General features: G+C 72.3%; 15 protein-coding genes. 5 read left to right on the top strand and 10 right to left on the bottom strand.

Annotation, left to right across the window (positions count from 1 at the left end):
• Window positions 1-198: 198 nt before the first annotated feature.
• Window positions 199-1,284 carry an inositol-3-phosphate synthase gene (locus GIS00_RS26195; protein ID WP_154771430.1) on the bottom strand — a complete coding sequence of 362 codons (1,086 nt, stop codon included), beginning with the start codon at window positions 1,282-1,284 and terminating at the stop codon, window positions 199-201.
• Window positions 1,285-1,528: 244 nt separating this feature from the next.
• Here GIS00_RS26195 and GIS00_RS26200 point away from each other — a divergent pair, with 244 nt between their 5' ends.
• Window positions 1,529-1,939, top strand: a complete 411-nt coding sequence (locus GIS00_RS26200; protein WP_154771431.1) for a PGPGW domain-containing protein — start codon at window positions 1,529-1,531, stop codon at window positions 1,937-1,939.
• A gap of 24 nt (window positions 1,940-1,963) precedes the next feature.
• Here the strand turns inward: GIS00_RS26200 and GIS00_RS26205 are convergent, their stop codons facing one another.
• From GIS00_RS26205 to GIS00_RS26225, 5 genes are all read right to left on the bottom strand, one after another.
• Complete coding sequence (locus GIS00_RS26205; protein WP_154771432.1) at window positions 1,964-2,365, bottom strand: DUF5318 domain-containing protein; 402 nt, start codon at window positions 2,363-2,365, stop codon at window positions 1,964-1,966.
• A gap of 19 nt (window positions 2,366-2,384) precedes the next feature.
• Entirely contained in the window at window positions 2,385-4,838 is a 2,454-nt protein-coding gene (locus tag GIS00_RS26210) for a protein kinase domain-containing protein (RefSeq protein ID WP_154771433.1), read from the bottom strand.
• Between the two features lie 110 nt (window positions 4,839-4,948).
• Window positions 4,949-6,454: a peptide MFS transporter gene (locus GIS00_RS26215; protein WP_154771434.1), complete on the bottom strand. Its 1,506-nt coding sequence runs from the start codon at window positions 6,452-6,454 to the stop codon at window positions 4,949-4,951.
• Window positions 6,455-6,555: 101 nt separating this feature from the next.
• The gene (locus GIS00_RS26220) at window positions 6,556-7,155 is read right to left on the bottom strand and encodes an SNARE-associated domain-containing protein (protein WP_154771435.1); all 600 of its coding nucleotides are present in this window, start codon (window positions 7,153-7,155) and stop codon (window positions 6,556-6,558) included.
• A 3-nt stretch (window positions 7,156-7,158) separates the two neighbouring features.
• Window positions 7,159-7,821 (bottom strand): class I SAM-dependent methyltransferase, encoded by a 663-nt coding sequence (locus GIS00_RS26225; RefSeq protein WP_196073478.1) that lies wholly within the window; start codon window positions 7,819-7,821, stop codon window positions 7,159-7,161.
• A gap of 154 nt (window positions 7,822-7,975) precedes the next feature.
• Here GIS00_RS26225 and GIS00_RS26230 point away from each other — a divergent pair, with 154 nt between their 5' ends.
• From GIS00_RS26230 to GIS00_RS26240, 3 genes are read left to right on the top strand one after another with little or no spacing between them, the layout of a single operon-like run.
• Window positions 7,976-9,373, top strand: coding sequence for a sensor histidine kinase (locus GIS00_RS26230; protein WP_154771437.1), 1,398 nt, complete (start codon window positions 7,976-7,978; stop codon window positions 9,371-9,373).
• Complete coding sequence (locus tag GIS00_RS26235) at window positions 9,370-10,020, top strand: response regulator (RefSeq protein ID WP_154771438.1); 651 nt, start codon at window positions 9,370-9,372, stop codon at window positions 10,018-10,020. The genes GIS00_RS26230 and GIS00_RS26235 overlap by 4 nt, the downstream gene beginning before the upstream one ends.
• Before the next feature lie 58 nt (window positions 10,021-10,078).
• Complete coding sequence (locus GIS00_RS26240) at window positions 10,079-11,776, top strand: glycosyltransferase family 87 protein (protein WP_322098483.1); 1,698 nt, start codon at window positions 10,079-10,081, stop codon at window positions 11,774-11,776.
• On the opposite strand, the gene GIS00_RS26245 is transcribed toward GIS00_RS26240, so the two are convergent.
• On the bottom strand, window positions 11,757-13,313 hold the full coding sequence (locus tag GIS00_RS26245) for a DEAD/DEAH box helicase (protein ID WP_230314207.1): 1,557 nt from the start codon (window positions 13,311-13,313) through the stop codon (window positions 11,757-11,759). The genes GIS00_RS26240 and GIS00_RS26245 overlap by 20 nt on opposite strands.
• 192 nt (window positions 13,314-13,505) lie before the next feature.
• On the bottom strand, window positions 13,506-14,561 hold the full coding sequence (locus GIS00_RS26250; protein ID WP_154771439.1) for an NAD(P)-dependent alcohol dehydrogenase: 1,056 nt from the start codon (window positions 14,559-14,561) through the stop codon (window positions 13,506-13,508).
• A 108-nt stretch (window positions 14,562-14,669) separates the two neighbouring features.
• On the opposite strand from GIS00_RS26250, the gene GIS00_RS26255 reads away from it, so the two are divergent.
• Window positions 14,670-15,533: an alpha/beta fold hydrolase gene (locus tag GIS00_RS26255; protein WP_154771440.1), complete on the top strand. Its 864-nt coding sequence runs from the start codon at window positions 14,670-14,672 to the stop codon at window positions 15,531-15,533.
• Between the two features lie 16 nt (window positions 15,534-15,549).
• On the opposite strand, the gene GIS00_RS26260 is transcribed toward GIS00_RS26255, so the two are convergent.
• Together GIS00_RS26260 and GIS00_RS26265 are read right to left on the bottom strand one after the other, a co-directional pair.
• On the bottom strand, window positions 15,550-16,857 hold the full coding sequence (locus GIS00_RS26260) for a vanadium-dependent haloperoxidase (protein ID WP_154771441.1): 1,308 nt from the start codon (window positions 16,855-16,857) through the stop codon (window positions 15,550-15,552).
• Between the two features lie 411 nt (window positions 16,858-17,268).
• The gene (locus tag GIS00_RS26265; RefSeq protein WP_196073479.1) at window positions 17,269-17,706 is read right to left on the bottom strand and encodes a vitamin K epoxide reductase family protein; all 438 of its coding nucleotides are present in this window, start codon (window positions 17,704-17,706) and stop codon (window positions 17,269-17,271) included.
• Between the last annotated feature and the right edge of the window lie 29 nt (window positions 17,707-17,735).

A 17,735-nucleotide genomic window follows, 5' to 3' on the forward strand; every position in this document is an offset into this window, starting at 1 on the left:
AGCCGGCACCCCGACCACAGCCCCGGCACGCCCTCGACCGACGAAACCAATTCCGCAACAGCCCCTGAGTGTCGTGCGGAGGCCCGGGAAGTGGCCCGCTCCGTGCGACCGCCGCTGGCCCGGGGAGCGACCGCCCACTGTTCCCGGTCCCTTCAGACCCGAACACGGGGCTGGAAGGACCGGGAACCGGGAGCAGGATCAGGCCTCGACCTCGCCGCGGATGAACTTCTCCACGTTGTCCCGGGCCTGGTCGTCGGGGAACTGCTGCGGCGGGGACTTCATGAAGTAGGAGGAGGCGGAGAAGAGCGGGCCGGAGATGCCGCGGTCCTTGGCGATCTTCACCGCGCGCACGGCGTCGATGATGACGCCCGCGGAGTTCGGCGAGTCCCAGACCTCGAGCTTGTACTCGAGGTTCAGCGGCACGTCACCGAAGGCGCGGCCCTCGAGGCGGACGTAGGCCCACTTGCGGTCGTCGAGCCAGGCGACGTAGTCCGACGGGCCGATGTGCACGTTGCCCTTGCCGAGATCGTGGTCCACCTGCGAGGTGACGGCCTGGGTCTTGGAGATCTTCTTCGACTCGAGCCGGTCCCGCTCGAGCATGTTCATGAAGTCCATGTTGCCGCCGACGTTGAGCTGCATGGTGCGCTCCAGCACGACGCCGCGGTCCTCGAACAGCTTGGCCATCACCCGGTGCGTGATGGTCGCGCCGACCTGTGACTTGATGTCGTCACCGATGATGGGAAGCCCTGCGGCACGGAACTTGTCGGCCCACTCCTCGGTGCCGGCGATGAACACCGGGAGGGCGTTCACGAAGGCGCAGCCGGCGTCGATGGCGCACTGGGCGTAGAACTTCGCGGCGGTGTCGGAGCCGACCGGCAGGTAGCAGACGACCACGTCCACCTCGGCGGCTTTCAGCACGGCGACGACGTCGACGGGGTCGGCGTCGGACTCGGTGATGGTCTCCCGGTAGTACTTGCCCAGGCCGTCCAGGGTGGTGCCGCGCTGCACGGTCACCCCGGTCGGCGGTACGTCGGCGATCTTGATCGTGTTGTTCTCGCTGGCCGAGATCGCCTCCGCCAGATCGAATCCCACCTTCTTCGCGTCCACGTCGAACGCCGCCACGAAGTGCAGGTCGGAGACGTGGTAGTCGCCGAACTGCACGTGCATCAACCCGGGGACGCGGGTCGCCGGATCGGCGTCGCGGTAGTACTGGACGCCCTGGACGAGCGAGCTGGCGCAGTTGCCGACGCCGACGAGCGCGACGCGGATCGGGTGGGAACCCATGCTGGTGCGGTCTCCTTCTGGTGCGGTGCCGGTCCACGCGGTGCTCCGACCGGGCGGACAGCGGCCTTCGATGCGGCACGAACTACCGCAACGGTACGGGCGTAGGGGAGCGAGGAATGACCGGCGTCACGTCTGCTGCGTCACACCCGGCTGGTCGGGGTACCGCTGCGGGGCCGTCGACGGAACCCGGTCAGCTCTCCGTTCGTTGTTCCTGCGCGGTGCAGGCAGGCGGCGGAAGGACACGATGAAGCGCACGGTGATCGCGGTGCTCGGCGGGGTGCTGACCCTGGTCGGCATCGCCCTGCTGGTGCTGCCCGGGCCCGGGTTCCTGCTGATCGCAGCGGGTCTCGCGGTGCTGGGCACGCAGTTCGAATGGGCACACAAGCCGCTGGAGTACGCGAAGGTCAAGGCCGAGCAGGGGATCGACGAGGTCGGCCGCAGCCCGTGGCGGACGGTCGGGGCCGTGCTCTGCGCGCTTGCCCTGGGCGGCGTCGGGGTGCTCGACCTGCTGGGACTTTCCGTCCCGTTCGTCAACACCCTGTCCGCGGTGCTGCTGATCATCTCGGGCCTGATCCTGCTCGGAACGATCGTCTACGCCTGGCGGAAGGCGAAGGAGAAGCGGAACCGGCAGGAAGCCGACGCCGCGGCGGCCTGAGCCGCGCCGCGGGAGGTTCGCCGGCTACTTCGCCGCTCGCCGCCGGGAGCGCGGCACCTGCTGACCCCTGTGGCCCATCACGAAGGACGCGACCAGGTGGTTCCAGGAACAGGTCCGGCAGACCTCGACCTGGTGCACGTCGAACTCGCCGAAGGTGACGGCCATGCCCTCGAGCTCCGCCGGCACCCGGGCGGACCCGGCCATGTGCTTGATCTCGTCGCCGTAGACCCAGTAGACGTGGGTCAGGTTCTCCTTGCGGCAGACGGGGCAGCTGACGTCCGTCGGGACCCCGTGGAACTTGGCCGCGCGGACCAGGTAGGGCGAGGCGTCGCACACCTCGGAGACCGCCGTCCGACCGGCTCTGACCTGCGCGAGCAGCGCGCGGCGCTGCAGCGCATAGTCCACCAGTCCCCGTTGGGTCCGCATCGACGGAAGCCTACGCCGGTCACCTGTTGCCCCAAGCGGGGGAGCCGAACACCGTCCCGACCTCGGTGACCCGGGCGGGGTCGCTGCCGTCGGCGCCGACCGCCCAGAGGGTGGCCTGCTGACCCTGGTCGAACTGCTTGAACGCGATCCGGGTGTCGTCGGGGGACCAGATCGGGCCGGCGACCGGACTCTCGCCGTCGTAGAGCACGGTGGGATCGCCGCCGGTGGCCGGAATGGACTGGATGGTCCTGCCGGAGGCGAACACGATCGTCTGGCCGTCGTGCGAGAACACCGGGTCCACGACCGCCACGCCGGACGTCAAGGCCACCGGCGTGGTGTCGGCCAGGCTCTGCACGTACAGCGTGCCGCTGGAGGCGCCGTTGTCCTCGGAACCCCAGTAGGTCACGCTGCGGCCGTCGGCCGAGTAGGAGACGTCGTCGATCTTGGCGACACCGTCGTGCACGATCTCGTCCTGCACGCTGCCGTCGAGGTTCACCAGCAGCAGTCGGGTGCTGCCGTCGGCGGAGGTGCAGATCAGTGCCATCTGCTCGGCATCGGCCGGGTTCCATGCGGGACGTTGGAAACCGTCGCAGCCCTCCGGCACCCCGAAGAGCTCGACCTGCGGGCCGCTGCCGTCGGCGGCGATCGCCTGCATCGACGCCGGAGCGCCGTCGCCCGGTACCTGGAACCAGGCGATGGTCCTGCGGTCGGGGGAGATCAGCGGGTTCGGGCCGGCACCGGCCGGCTCGTTCAGCGGGAATCCCGCGGCGCCGGTCGCCGAGTTCACCGCGTACAGCCGGTTGCCCTGGCCGGCGTCGAGCGCGACGACGATCGTCGAGTCGGCGAGCGGGTTCGCCGCCTGCGGGAGCGCCCCGGCCGGCAGCTCTGTGGTGCTGGGGAACGACTGCGCTGACGACGGCGGGGTCGACGAACCGGCGGACGGCGAGGTCGGCGGATTCACGGACTGGGTGGCCGACGACGCGGGTGGGCTGGAAGGCACGGAGGACGTGCCGCCGGTCGACGGGGGCCGGGATGCGCTGCCCGTCGTCGATCCCGCGGTACCGGCCCCGGTCGTCGCGCCGCTGTCGCCGCGCTTGTCGAAAAGGTTGACCGCGTAGAGGCCACCGACCAGGATCGCCGCGGCGACAAGCACCATGCCGACCGCGAGCAGCGTCCGGTTGCGGGCGCGGTTGTCCTTCGGTGCTGAGCCCTGGTCCGGGCCCACCATCGGCCCCGGCATTCCCGGGACGGCGGTGTCGGCCCAGTTGTTCCGCGGCGCCCCCGGCCGGCCCCCGCCGGGCGCCGGTCCCGACGACGGCACCGGTCCGGACGACGGCATCTGCCCCGAGGAAGGCATCGGTCCGGCAGGTGGTGGTCCGGCGAAGCCGCTCTGCGGCGGCGGGGGTCCGGCGAACCGGGGCGGTGCGGTCTGCGGAGGGGGCGGCCCGGTAGGAGTGCCGCCCGGCATCGCCGTGGTGGCCGCCGTGAAGCTCCCGGTGCCACCGGCCTGCGCCCCGGACCCCTGCGGACCGGTCCGGTGACCCAGCAGCCGCGTCATCGCCTCGGTCAGCGCGATCGTGGGGTCGTCACCGCCGCCGGCTCCCGCCCGGGACAGGGCCGCGCGGGCGGCGATGGCCATCGCGCGGCAGCTGCGGTAGCGATGATCCGGGTCGCGGGCGAGCGCTGTCGCCACCACCTCGTCCAGGGCCGGGGGCAGCCCGGGGACGAGGGCGGACGGGCGCGGGGGTTCGTGGTGCAGCCGGGCGTAGACCTTGGCGGCCAGGTTCTCGCCGGGGAACGGGATGCGGCCGGTCAGCAGCTTGTAGAGGACGCAACCGAGCGCGTAGACGTCGCACCGGCCGTCCAGCGGCCGGCCCTCGATCTGCTCCGGCGCCGCGTAGTCGATGGTCGCCACCACGCCGCCGGTGATGGTCAGCGCCGGGGCCGCCGCCTCCAGGTCGCCGAAAGCCTTGGCGACGCCGAAGTCCGACAGCCAGACCCGCTCCGGATCCCCCTCGTCGCCGGGTGCCAGCAGGATGTTGGCCGGCTTGACGTCACGATGGATCAGGCTGTGGCGGTGGGCGAAATCCAGTGCGGAGGCCACTCTCTCGACGATGTGCACGGCCCGCTCCGGCGACATCCCGGCACCGGTGCTCTCGCCGTCCTCGGCGAGCGCGAGATCGGCGTTGGTGCCGTCGATGTAGGGCATGGACAGCCACAGCCGGCCGTTCTCCGCGCCGCAGTCGTCGACCGGCACGATCGCCGGATGGTCGAGCCCGGCGACGATCTCGGCCTCCCGGCGGAACCGCTCGACGAACGCCGGGTCGGCGCTCAGGTCCGAGCGCAGCAGCTTGAGCGCGACCTGCCGGGGCAGTCGCGGGTGGCGGGCCAGGTAGACCACGCCCATGCCGCCGTGGCCGAGCTCACGGATGATCGTGAACCCGGCGAACAAGGCGCCGTCGGGGAGCGTCACCCCAGCATTGTGTCAGCACCCGCCGTCCTGGCAGGTGCCGTTCGGCGCGCTGTGCTCGTCAGGTCCGGCGGACGGTGCCGGTCAGGTCCGGCGCACCGCACCCGGCCGGTTCAGCGCACCCCGCTCATCAACCGGGAGATCGGCCTGGCCGACACCGCCAGCAGCACCCCGATGCCGACCGCGACGGCCCCCAGGATGCCGAAGTACGGGGCCTCGTTGTTCACGTCGAAGAACTCGGCGAACACCCCGGAGAGCGCGCTGCCCAGGGCGATCGACAGGTAGAACAGCGCCACCATCTGGGCCGGGAACTTGCGTGGTGCCAGCTTGGTGGCCAGCGACAGCCCGACCGGTGAGAGCAGCAGCTCGGCGATGGTGAAGACGAACAGGATCCCGCACATCGCCAGCAGCGGGGTGCTGCCGGCCCCGCCGGAGGCGAACGGCAGGAACAGCAGGAAGGCCACGCCCATCACGGCGGTGCCGAGGGCGAACTTGATCGGCGTCGTCGGCTGCCGGTCGCCCAGCCGCAGCCAGATCGCGGCGAACACACCGGACAGCAGGATCACGAAGACCGGGTTGATCGACTGCACCCACGAGATCGGCATCTCCCAGCCGAACAGGTTCCGGTCCAGCTTGTCCGCCGAGTAGATGGTCAGCACGGTGAACTGCTGCTGGTACAGCGACCAGAACGCGGTGCTGGCCAGGAAGAGCGGGACGAACGCGAAGACCCGCTTCCGCTCGATCGCGCTCAGCGCCGGATCGCGCAGGATCACCGCGAAGTAGCCGAGCGCGGCGGCCAGCGTCACGAGAGCGACCACGTCGTCGAGGTTGTCGGCGGTCACCCAGCCGATCAGCACCACCAGCACGATGACCACGACGCCGGCGAGGGCGATCCCGGCCATCAGCGGACGCCGGGAGGCGGGCAGCGGATTCGACGGGTGCCGGGTGATGTCCGGCAGGATCCGTCGGCCGAACGAGTACTGGACCAGGCCGAGCGCCATGCCCAGCGCAGCCAGCCCGAACCCGTAGTGGAAGCCGAGCTCGGACTGCAGCAGGCCGGTGAGCAGCGGGCCGACCAGGGCGCCCAGATTGATGCCGAGGTAGAAGAGGGAGAAGCCGGCATCCCGGCGCGGATCGTGCTCGCTGTAGAGGGATCCGACGATGGTGGTGGTGTTGGCCTTCAGCCCGCCGGACCCGATCGCCACCGCGCAGAGCCCGACCCCGACGCCGATCACGCCCGGCAGCACCGCCAGCGCGACGTGCCCGATCATGATCAGGATCGCCGAACCGAACAGCACCCGCTCGCTGCCGAAGACCCGGTCGGCGAGCCAGGCGCCGAGCACGGTGGAGAGGTACACGGTGCCGCCGTAGGCGCCGACGATGCCGGCCGCCACACCCTGGTCGATGGCCAGGCCGCCCTGCGCCACCGGGAACCACAGGTAGATGAGCAGGATGCCCTGCATGCCGTAGAAGGAGAACCGCTCCCACATCTCGACGCCGAAGATGTTGGCCAGCGACCAGGGCTGGCCGAAGAAGGTGCGGGTGCTGCCGCTCGACGGATCCGGTGCGGTGCCGACGGACGGCAGGGTCGGCGGGATCGTCGGCGGTGGCGTTGACATGCGGCAATGGTGTCACCGACAGGGCTTTTCGGACAGATCGGTCACCCGATGGGTGGCCCGCCGACCCGGACCGGCGACGTCCCGGTGACACCGGGGCCGGTTCAGCCGATCGGTACGGCCTCCGGGGTCGGTGCCGGCGACGCTGCGTGACGGCGGCCTGCCGCCCGCCGTCGGAGGACCAGGGCCACCACCACCAGCAGGCCGCCCCCGAGCAGGGCGGGCTCGAGCGCCGCCGGCACCGCCACCGCGGACGCGCCGAGCCATGTCCAGAGTCCTGCCCAGGCGAGCGCGGCCGGACCGGCGATCATCAGCCAGCGTGCGGGGGACAGCCCGCCCGCCGCCCAGATCCGTGGCAGCACCGTCCGGGCCCCGCCGAGGGCCTGGGCCGACGCGATCAGCGCACCGGCCGGTCGGCCACCGACCCAGCGCGGGGGCACGTGCACCAGCAGCCGCGGCGGCAGCGGCGAACGCCGGCCCAGCCTTCCCGCCACCAGCCCACCGGTCACCGAGGCCAGCGCCGCGATCACGGCCAGCACCGGGGCCGGCACTCCTGATCCGGAACCGGCGGCGCCGAGCAGCAGCACCGCGGAACTGCCCGGCAGCAGCACGCCGACCAGAAGGGCCGCCTCCGCCACCAGCAGCGCCACCACCACCAGCACGACGGGGGACGTCGGCAGGCCGGCGAGCAGATCGGTGAGCACGGGTCAGCCCGCCGGGGGAGCGATCGGTCCGCGGCAGGTGTAGACGGTGGCCGCCGGGAAGTTCCGCCAGATCGGCCCGTCGACGGCGATCGCCCGGAACTGCTGGGCGAGCATCCCGAGCTGCCGCCGGCCGGGCGGGGCCCAGCGGGTCCAGCTGTAGGTGAACTGGGTGTACGCGCCGTCGGGGCGCAGTGCACCGGCGACGTCCCCGATGAGGTCGTGGCCCGCGTCGCCGGCGAAGGCCTGCCACGGCAGCCCGCTGACCACCAGGTCGACCGCACCGGACAGCCCCCGTCCGGCCAGCACGTCGCGCAGGTCGGCCGCCGCCGCGGTCACCACCTCGACGTCGGGGAAGTCGGCCGCCAGTCCGGCCGCCAGCGTCGGGTTCAGCTCGATCGCGACGTGCCGGGCGGGCCGGATCGCCTGCAGTGCGGTGGTGAACGCGCCGGTGCCGGGGCCGAGCTCGACGACCACCTCCGGCGCCCGGCCGTCCGCCCGGCGGGCGATCATCGCCGCGGCCAGCGCCGGTGAGCTCGGCACCAGCGACGCGGTGGTCAGCGGGCTGCGCAGGAACTCCCGGACGAACATGCCGGTCCGGCGCGGACGGCCCCCGGGACGGGTGCGGGTGGTGGTCTGCGCATCCGGACGGTCCAGTTGATCTGACATGCCGCAGACCTTCTCCGGCGGCGACCGCACGGCGCCTCCGTCGCAGGGTCCGAACCCGGCCGACGACAGGAGGACCGCACCGTCCGTGGGCACGAGGTGGGGTCCTCCTTCCGGAGGAGGCCGGGGCCGGTGACCGGCCACTACCGTGGTCGGCATGGAGGTGGTCCCGCGTACCCAGGGGCACTGGTTCAGCCGGTCGACGGTGGAGGAACCGGTGCTGCTGCCCGGTCGGCTGTCGTGGTTGCGGCTGCTGGCCGTCCCGCTGCTGCTGGGGCTCCCGCACTTCGTGTGGCAGGAGCCGCTGCCGCCCACCTGGACCGCCCTCGGCGCGGTCGCCTCCGCCCTGTTCCTGCTGGCCGGACGCTGGCCGGTGGCCGCCGCGATCGGCCAGGTGACCCTGCTGCTGGTGGTGCAGGCCTTCCACGAGGACATGCTGGCGTTCAAGGTCATGGCCAGCATCGCCGTGTTCGAGGCGGCGCTGACCAGTCCGCCGCGCCGGGCCGCGGTGCCGGCCGTACTGCTGGCCGGTGGCACCGTCTGCACGATGCTGTGGCCGCCCGCGCACGAGGCCGGCCTGGTCATCTACAAGGTCTCGCTGATGGTGATCGCGCCGGCCCTGCTCGGCGCCTTCCTCTACGCCCAGCACCGGGCGGCACGGGAGCGGCACGCGGCCGCGGTGGCCGCCGAGATGCGCCGCCGGCTGGCCGAACGCGATGCGGCGCACCGGTCCCGGGCCGCCATCGCCAGGGAGCTGCACGACGTCGTCGCCCACCACGTGGCCTCCATCGCCCTGCGCACCGCGGTGGCCCGCGACGTGCTGCCCGACCTGGACCCCGCGGCCCGGCGGGTGCTGGACGAGGTCAACGGCGCGGCCGCGCTGACCCTCACCGAGATGCGCCGGCTGGTCGCGCTGCTGCGGGTGCCGGAGCCCGGGTCACCCGGTCAGGGGCCGCGTGGCGAGCCGGTCGACGACGAGCCGCCGGTCATCTCCGAGGTCGAGATGCTGGACACCGCAAGGCTCGTCCCGGAACTGCACCAGCTGACCCGGCGGATGCGCGAGGTCGGGCTGTCCGTCGACCTCGAGCTCACCGGCGACACCGCCGACCTGGACGCCGGCCAGGCGCTGGCGGTGCTGCGGATCTCCCAGGAGGCGTTGACGAACGTGCTGCGGCACGCCGGCCGGGGCGCCGCCGTCGCGGTCCGCGTCCGGCGCACGGCTGCGGCCGTGGGGGTGACCGTCACCGACGGCGGTCCGCTCGGCGCTGCCGACGGGTCCGGGCACCCACCATCCGAGAAGCAGGCCGAGAAGCAAGCAGCAGCAGGTGATGTCGGCGGCTCAGGGGGGTACGGCCTGATCGGGCTGCGGGAGCGGGTGGAACTGCTCTCCGGCAGCATCAGCGCCGGGCCGCACCTGCAGGGCTGGCGGGTGCACGCCCGGATCCCGGTGACCGACCCGGCGGCCGGCACGGTGACCGACCCGGCCGCCGCTGCGCCGACGGGCAGACCGTCGTCCGTCTGCGCCAAGCCGTCCCGTGCCGGGATCCCGGCATGATCCGGGTGCTGGTGGTCGACGACCAGGAGCTGGTGCGGTCCGGGTTGCGGATGCTGTGCGAGTCGGCCCCGGACCTGGAGATCGTTGCCGAGGCACGGAACGGCGCCGAGGCGGTGCGACTGGTCGACGACACCGTGCCGGACGTGGTGCTGATGGACCTGCGGATGCCGGTGATAGACGGGATCGCCGCGACCTCCGCCATCCGCGGGTCCCGGCCGGCCACCCGGGTGGTGGCGTTGACCACCTTCGACGACGACGACCACCTCTACCCGGCGTTGTCCGCCGGTGCCTGTGGGCTGCTCACCAAGGACTCCTCGCCGGCCGAGCTGCTGTCCGCGATCCGCCGCGCGGCGGCCGGGGAGAACCCGTTCACCCCGTCGGTGCTGCAGCGGCTGATGGCCCGGGCCGTGGAGGCCGGCGGGTCGCCCGCCCCGCAGGCCGCCACCGAGCTGCCCACCCTCACCGAGCGGGAGCTGGAGGTGTTGACCCGCCTCGGCGCCGGGATGAGCAACGCCGAGATCGCCGCCGTCATGAACATCTCGGTGACCACGGTGAAGACCCACGTCACCGGGATCATGGACAAGACCGGCTCGCGCAGCCGGGTGCACCTCGCTGTGCTCGCGGTGCGGGCCGGTCTGGTCGTCTGACGGCCCGTCCGAAGCCCGCTCACCCGGACCGCATCCACCCGGCAAGTAGCATGCGCGGGTGACCGACGCGCCCGAACCGCACCGTGCCGTGTTCTCCGGTGACGAGGTCGCCCCGGTCGCTGCGGTTGCCGGCCCGGAGCCGGGGCCCGGTGCCGCCGACACCCTCTCGCCCACCGAGCGGGTGGTCCCCACCTGGACCGACCCGACGGTGCGGCGGGCCAGTGACCTGATCGGCGGGCCGCTCGGTGTGCACGCCCAGGTCGGCCGCAACTCCTTCCTGACCCCGCTGCGGGTGTGCCTGATGATGGCCATCGCCGTGCTCATCTGCGGGTGGCTGTACAAGGCCGCCTGCATCCAGCAGATGCCGGACGGCAACGGTGGCTTCACGCTCGACCAGGGCGGCCAGCGGCCCTGGATCACCGCCTGTTACAACGATGTCGTCCCGCTCTACGGCTCGCACCAGCTGGACACCCAGCAGCTGCCGTACGCCACCTCCTGGGAGGACAACGGCCAGATCCGCTACATGGAGTACCCGGTGGTCACCGGCTACTGGATGTGGGCGGTCTCCGGCATCACCGAGGGCTACCTCTGGCTGGCGGAGAAGGTCGGGCTGCCGCAGCCCCTGGACGTGGCGGCCTACTTCACCATCGGCGCGATCCTGCTCGGGATGCTGTACCTGCTGGCCGTCGCCTGCACCGCGCGGATCGCCCGGCGCCGGGTCTGGGACACGGCGATCATGTGCCTCTCGCCGCTGCTGATCGTGCACGCCTTCACCAACTGGGACCTGCTGGCGATCGGGGTGACCGCGGCGGCGATGCTGGCCTGGGCACGGTCCCGGCCGCCGGAACCCGGAGGGTCGGCGGCGCTGGGCCTGCCGATCCTGGCCGGGGTGCTGATCGGCGTCGGCACCGCGGCGAAGTTGTACCCGGCGCTGCTGCTCGGCCCGCTGCTGATCCTCTGCCTGCGCACCGGCCGGATGCCGCAGTGGCTGGTCACTGCCGGCGCGGCGGCGCTCACCTGGGCGGTCATCAACGTGCCGGTGATGCTGGCCTACCCGGACGGCTGGTACGAGTTCATCCGGCTCAACACCGAGCGGCCCGCGGAGTACGACTCCTGGTACTCGATCTTCAGCACGCTGTCCGGCAGCACCGTGTTCAACACCCCGGACGGCGCATCCTCGCCCGGACTGCTGAACACGCTGTCGCTGGTGCTGTTCCTGCTGGCCTGCGCCGCGATCGGCTGGCTCGGGCTGTCGGCGCAGCGCCGCCCCCGGTTCGCCCAACTGGCCTTCCTGCTGGTCGCGGCGTTCCTGCTCACCAACAAGGTGTGGTCCCCGCAGTACTCGCTGTGGCTGGTGCCGCTGGTGGTCCTGGCCCTGCCGAGGTGGCGGCCGGTGCTGGCCTGGCAGTTCAGCGAGTGGGTGGTCTGGATCCTGCTGATGCTCTCGTTCGACTCGGACTCCGGCAAGAACCTGTCGATCTACCCGTTCATCGGCGCCGCGATCATCCGCGACGCCCTGCTGATCACCCTGATGGTCAAGGTGATCCGGGAGATCCTGCGGCCCTCCACCGACCTGGTCCGGATGGCCGGTGACGACGACCCGTCCGGCGGCACCCTGGAGAACGCCCCCGACCGGTTCACCCTGCCGTCGCTCCCCGCGCTGTGGCGCCGGCCGGCGCGGGAGGCCGCGCCGGCCGCAGCCGCCGCACCGGGCGAGGAGCCGGTACCGGTGCCGGTCAGCCCGCCAGCTTCCTGATCGCCGGGTCGCCCGGCCGGATCCGGGCGGTGGTCGCGGTGATCCCCGCGGAGCGCAGCAACTTGCGGACCTCGTCCGCCTGCTCCGGCAGCATCAGCGTGATCACGGTGCCGTTGGACCCGGCGCGCGCGGTGCGGCCGGAACGGTGCACGTAGGCCTTGTGCTCGGCCGGCGGCTCAAGGTGGACGACCAGCTCGACGTCGTCGACATGGATGCCGCGGGCCGCGATGTCGGTCGCCACCAGCACCCGCGCCTCGCCGGATGAGAACGCGGCCAGGTTGCGCTCGCGGGCGCCCTGGGCCAGGTTGCCGTGCAGCTCGACCGCGTCGATGCCGGCCTTGCGCAGCGTGCCGGCCCAGCGCTTCGCGCCGTACTTGGTGCGGGCGAACAGGATCCGCCGGCCGGTGCCGGACGCCAGCTCGCGGATGATCTGCCCGCGCTGCTCGGCGTCGACGGTGAAGACGTGGTGCTCCATGGTCGAGACCGGGGTGTCCGCCTCGTCCACCTGGTGCACCGCGGGGTCGGTGAGGAAGTCGTCGGCGAGCACCGCGATGCCCTTGTCCAGGGTCGCGGAGAAGAGCAGACGCTGACCGTCCCGCGGGGTGGCCCGCAGGATCCGCCGGACACCGGGCAGGAAGCCGAGATCGGCCATGTGGTCGGCCTCGTCGAGCACCGTGACCTCGATCCGGTCCAGCTTGCACGCGCCGCGGGCGATCAGGTCCTCGAGCCGGCCGGGGCAGGCGATGACGATGTCGACGCCGGCCCGCAGCGCGTCCTGCTGGGCACCGAAGCCGACCCCGCCGAACACCGTGGTCGTGGTCAGGCCGGCGGCCGCGGCGAGCGGCTTGACCGTGCGCTCGACCTGCATGGCCAGCTCCCGGGTGGGCAGCAGCACCAGGCCGCGCGGTTGGTGCGGTCGGCTGCGGGCTCCGTGCAGGCGGGCCACCAGCGGCAGCGCGAAGGCGATGGTCTTGCCGGAGCCGGTGCGGCCACGGCCGAGCACGTCCCGGCCGCCCAGCGAGGACGGCAGCGAGTCGGCCTGGATCGGGAAGGGCACGACCGCACCGGAGGCGGTCAGCGGTGCCAGCAGGTAGGCCGGCACGCCCAGCTCGGCGAAAGTGGTCGCGCCGGGCAACGGGGTGACGGTCGTGGCCGGAGCCTTGGTGGCCGGGGCCGCTGCGGCGGGCGCCGTGGTTGCGGCGACCGGGGTCTGCCGATCGGTGCCGTTGCGCTGCGGTCCCCCGGTGCCGCGCGGCCGGCGGGTGGCCTGACCGGCGCCCCGGTCCGGCTGGGTGCCCGTGCGTGAGGTCTGTCCGTTACCGCGCGGGCCCTGTCCGTTGCCGCGAGGGGTCTGTCCGTTGCTGCCGGGGGTCTGCGCGGAGCCCCGGGTGGTCTGCGCGGTGCCCTGCGCGACGCCGGCGGCCTGGCCACCGTTGCCGCGCCCGCCGCGGCGACGACGCCGGCGCGGCGCCCCGGAACCGCTCGGTGCCGGTCCGGAGCCGTGTTGCGCGGACGGGGTGTGGTGCTGCTCGTTCATGAAAATCCTTGCTGCGGGCGGCATTCCGCCACTCGCGGTCAGGCAGGGGTGACCGCGTGATCGTCAGCAGGGATCCGGTGGAGACGGCGCTCCGGGACAACTCGACAACTACATTCCGCGGCGGCGACAGTGCGTCCGTCGGATACGGCCCGGGGAACGCAGGATGCGCTCCCCGGGCAGCAGTCTACCCGTTCAGGCCGCCGGCAGGGTTGCGGTGTCGATCACGAAGCGGTACCGCACATCGCCCTCGACGACCCGGCCCCAGGCCTCGTTGATCTTCTCCGCCGGCACGACCTCGATGTCGGCGGCCAGGCCGTGCTGCGCGCAGAAGTCGAGCATCCGCTGGGTCTGGGCGATCCCGCCGTTCTTGGTGCCGGCGATCCGCCGGCGGCCGGCCAGCAGTTCGCCGGCGGGCAGCTCGGTCGGGTGTTCCGGCAGGCCGGCGACGACGAAGGTGCCGTTCCGCTTGAGCAGCGAGATGTACTGCGCCAGATCAAGATTCACCGACACCGTGTTGATGATCAGGTCGAAGGTGTTCTTCAGTGCCACGAAGGTCGCCGGGTCGCTGGTGGCGTAGTAGTGGTCGGCACCGAAGCGCTCGCCGTCCGCCTTCTTCGACATGCCGTGCGACAGCACGGTGACCTCGGCACCCATGGCGTGTGCGATCTTCACGCCCATGTGGCCGAGCCCGCCCATGCCGAGGATGGCGACCTTCTTGCCCGGTCCCGCCTCCCAGTGCTCGAGCGGGGAGTAGAGGGTGATGCCGGCGCACAGCAGTGGTGCCGCGGCGGCCAGGTCGATGCCCTCCGGGATCCGCAGCACGAAGGACTCGTCCACCACGATCGCCGTCGAGTAGCCGCCGTAGGTCGGCTCGCCGTCGTAGAACCGGGCGTTGTAGGTACCGACCTCGCCCTGGGTGCAGTGCTGCTCCTCGCCGGCCAGGCAGTTCTCGCACTCCCGGCAGGAGTCGACGAAGCAGCCGACGCCGACGGTGTCACCGATCTTGTACTTCGTCACCTCGGAGCCGACTTCGCCGACCAGGCCGGCGATCTCGTGGCCGGGAACCATCGGGAAGATGGCCTCGCCCCACTCCTCGCGGGCCTGGTGGATGTCGGAGTGGCAGATGCCGGCGAACTTGATGTCGATCAGCACGTCGTGCGGGCCGACCTCACGCCGGGTGACGGTGGTCGGCTCCAGCGGAGCTTTCGGGGACGGGGCGGCGTAGGCGGACACGGTGGTGGTGGGCATCTTCTCTCGCATCTCTCTCGCTGGACACTTCCGCACGCCATTCTCCACCGGATCCACCACCGCCCGGCCGGACCGCATGGGAGCAGGTGGGCCGGGTACTCCGACCCCATGGCCGAGGACTTCCAGGTGGCGGTGGACAGCGGCGCGGGCGACGGGGTGGTCACCGGTACGGCGGCCGGCCCGCCGGACGGCGACACGGTGCTGTTCCTGCACGGCTGGCCGCAGTCCCGGCACAGCTGGGCGGACACGCTGGACCTGGCGGCGGCCGACGGTCACCGGGCGCTGGCCATCGACCTGCCCGGCATCGGCGACTCCGCCTCGGCCCGGACCGACGGCAGCAAGGTGGCGCTGGCGGTGGTGGTCGGCGAGGTGCTCGCCGCGGTGCACGCCCGCCGCCCGGTGCTGGTGGGCACCGACGTCGGAGGGATGACCACCTATGCGGCGCTCCGTTCGGTGCCCGGACTGCGGGCGGCGGTGATCATGGACGTGGCGGTCCCCGGGGTCGAGCCGTGGCCGTCGGTGGTGGCCAACCCGCACATCTGGCACTTCGCGTTCCACACGGTCCCGGACCTGCCGGAGACCATGGTGGGCGGCCGGGAGGCGCCGTACTTCGACTACTTCTTCGACATCCTGTCCGCCGACCGGGGAGCCGTGTCGCCGCGGAGCCGCGAGGCCTCCGTCGCCGCCTACGCCACCCACGAGCGACTGGCGGCCGGTTTCGACTTCTACCGCACCTTCGGCGCCGACGAGAAGGCGAACACGGCGGCGGCGCAGATCCCGGTGACCACCCCGCTGCTGTACCTGCGCGGAGAGCACGAGTGGGGCGACATCGACGTCTACGACAAGGGTTTCCGCGCCGCCGGGATCACCGACCTGACCACCGGGATCATCGACGGCAGTGGCCACTACGCGGCGGACGAGAACCCGGAGGCGGTCTGGCGACTCGTCTCCGGGTTCCTCGCCACGCACTAGGAGCCGTCGGCCCGGCTCATCGGATCAGCGAGATCCCGGTCCAGGTGCCGATCAGCCGGCCCATGATCTCGCCGGTCCGGTTGGAGAAACGGAAGTGGATCCCGCCCCACAGCCGTGCCCCGAACGCCTCGGCCCGCAGCACCGCGGGATCGTCGTAGTGCCGGGTGGTCCCGGTGACCGACGAGAAGATGTTCAGGTCCAGCGTCGGGCCGTAGGTGATGGCCATGGCCTGGGACACCGCGCCCAGCACCGTGCAGTGGGCGCTGATGTACTCCGGGAACGACGGTGTGTTCACCAACGGTGTCCACTCCGGATCCGCTGCGGTGGAGGGGTTCCCGTCGGTGTCGGCCAGTCGGATCGCGGTCACCGGGCGCCAGAACTGGTAGGTCTGTTTGGTGTCCCAGGTGGCGATCAGCGCATCCGCGCCGGACAGCGTCGCCACCAGGATGTAGTGGGCCGAGTCCGAGGCGGACATGCAGTGCCGGGTCAGGTGGTCCCGGTAGGCGCCCTGCAGCTGCACGCTCGGGTTGCCGGCGAAGAACCGCGCGATCTCCGTCTGTTCCGCGGTCCGGGTGGTGCTGCCGACGGCGCCGATCTCCCGCACCTCGGCCAGTGCCCGGGTGTACTCCGCCGACGTCAGCGCCGGTGGCGGTCCGGGCCGCACCAGGGAGGCCTTCGGGATCAGGAACGGCTTCATCGTCGCCATCCACGGCGCGAGCGACGGGGTGAACAAGGGCGGCGTCGGCTGCCAGACGCCCGGTGCCGGCGCCTTGGTCGGCGGTGCGACGCCCTGCCAGTTGTCCCCGGCGCGGGAGGCGATCAGCTGCGCGGCCGCACGTCGGCCCCAGGCCACGCCGGCGGTCTTCGACGGACCGTCCGGGATCGCGAGCAGCGCTGCGGTGTAGGCGGTCTCGACCCTGGTGGTGGCCACCGGGAAGTAGTGCAGCAGCACGTCGTGCGCGGCGGCGGCGACCGCCGCGTCGGTGGACGCGCCCTTCGGTGCCTTCGCCGACCACCGGTACATCGGGTGCCCACCCTCGATGCCGACGACGGCGTTGAACACCGCGGCCTGCACGTAGGCCATGCCCACCCCCATCGGCGGGGCGGGCAGCGCGGCGTCGGTGCCGAGGGACAGCGCGGCGACCTCGTTCCACGAGATCACCGCCGCCGCATCGGCCGGGTCGCAGGCACCGGCGGTCGGTCGGGGTCCGGTGGACGGGGTGGTGGCGGCGGCTGCCGGGACGACGGTGGTGCACGTCGCGGCGATCAGCGCCGCGGCCAGTCCTGCTCGGGAGAACCATCGGGCGTGCGCGTGCGGTCTCACATCGACCTCCTGGGTGGGTGTTGCGGTACAGGCGCAGGGGACGACGCGGCTCCGGAGGTGGCACATCTCCGGAGCCGGAGGGCGCGTCCTGCGCTGCGGGTGGTGCCGGTCGTCACCGGTGACATGCCTGGGATCCCGCCGCTGCGCGCCCGCACCCGGGTGGGGGCGTCCGGCGCGCACGAAGAATGGTCCCGCGCCGGGATCGGACAGGAAAGGTGCAACCGGGCATGCGTGTCGGGTGGCCCGGGACGGCGAGAGGGCGACACGGCACACTGGTGCGCCGGGCGACGCGCGCACCCGACCAGCGGGCTGCACACCTGAACCAGCGGGCGGCGTCTCCGGCTCATCGGGCCGAGGGCATCGGATCCGATGGGCCGGGAGCACGAATCGTGGCCGGCGTGGGGAGGAGGATCAGTGCACGAGTGCGCGGCGGTCCGCCGCCCGCCACCACAGGACGCCGGCGAACAGCAGCAGCGTCACCAGGTGCACGCCGGTGCACCAGAGGCAGATGGCGTGCACCGCGAAGAGCTCCACGCCGACCAGGTAGAGCACGGACAGCACCCCGACCCCGGCGCCGATCAGCCGCAGGGTCCCGGTGTCCCGGTTGAACCCCACGGGCAGGCACAGCAGGGTCATCGCGACGAAGTAGGCCAGGCCGGCCACGGCGACCGGGACCCCGAGCACGGTGGCCCAGCTGCTGGTGGTGACGGCCAGGCAGTTGACGGTGCTGCCCTCGCCGCAGAGCAGGCTGGCCGATCCGGTGAAGTGCTCGTAGCTGAGGTAGCCCGACAGCAGGAAGCCGATCACGCACAGCACGAAACACGCCCACGCGGCCCGGCTGCGGTTCACGGATCCGACGGTACCGGCCGGGAGCTGCC

The organism is Nakamurella alba, from assembly GCF_009707545.1.
Taxonomy (GTDB): domain Bacteria; phylum Actinomycetota; class Actinomycetes; order Mycobacteriales; family Nakamurellaceae; genus Nakamurella; species Nakamurella alba.

Coding starts and splice junctions, on each gene's coding strand:
- GIS00_RS26195 (WP_154771430.1), bottom strand. CDS start 1,284: ATGGGTTCCCACCCGATCCGCGTCGCGCTCGTCGGCGTCGGCAACTGC.
- GIS00_RS26230 (WP_154771437.1), top strand. CDS start 7,976: ATGGAGGTGGTCCCGCGTACCCAGGGGCACTGGTTCAGCCGGTCGACG.
- GIS00_RS26225 (WP_196073478.1), bottom strand. CDS start 7,821: ATGTCAGATCAACTGGACCGTCCGGATGCGCAGACCACCACCCGCACC.
- GIS00_RS26250 (WP_154771439.1), bottom strand. CDS start 14,561: ATGCCCACCACCACCGTGTCCGCCTACGCCGCCCCGTCCCCGAAAGCT.
- GIS00_RS26235 (WP_154771438.1), top strand. CDS start 9,370: ATGATCCGGGTGCTGGTGGTCGACGACCAGGAGCTGGTGCGGTCCGGG.
- GIS00_RS26215 (WP_154771434.1), bottom strand. CDS start 6,454: ATGTCAACGCCACCGCCGACGATCCCGCCGACCCTGCCGTCCGTCGGC.
- GIS00_RS26245 (WP_230314207.1), bottom strand. CDS start 13,313: ATGAACGAGCAGCACCACACCCCGTCCGCGCAACACGGCTCCGGACCG.
- GIS00_RS26255 (WP_154771440.1), top strand. CDS start 14,670: ATGGCCGAGGACTTCCAGGTGGCGGTGGACAGCGGCGCGGGCGACGGG.
- GIS00_RS26200 (WP_154771431.1), top strand. CDS start 1,529: ATGAAGCGCACGGTGATCGCGGTGCTCGGCGGGGTGCTGACCCTGGTC.
- GIS00_RS26205 (WP_154771432.1), bottom strand. CDS start 2,365: ATGCGGACCCAACGGGGACTGGTGGACTATGCGCTGCAGCGCCGCGCG.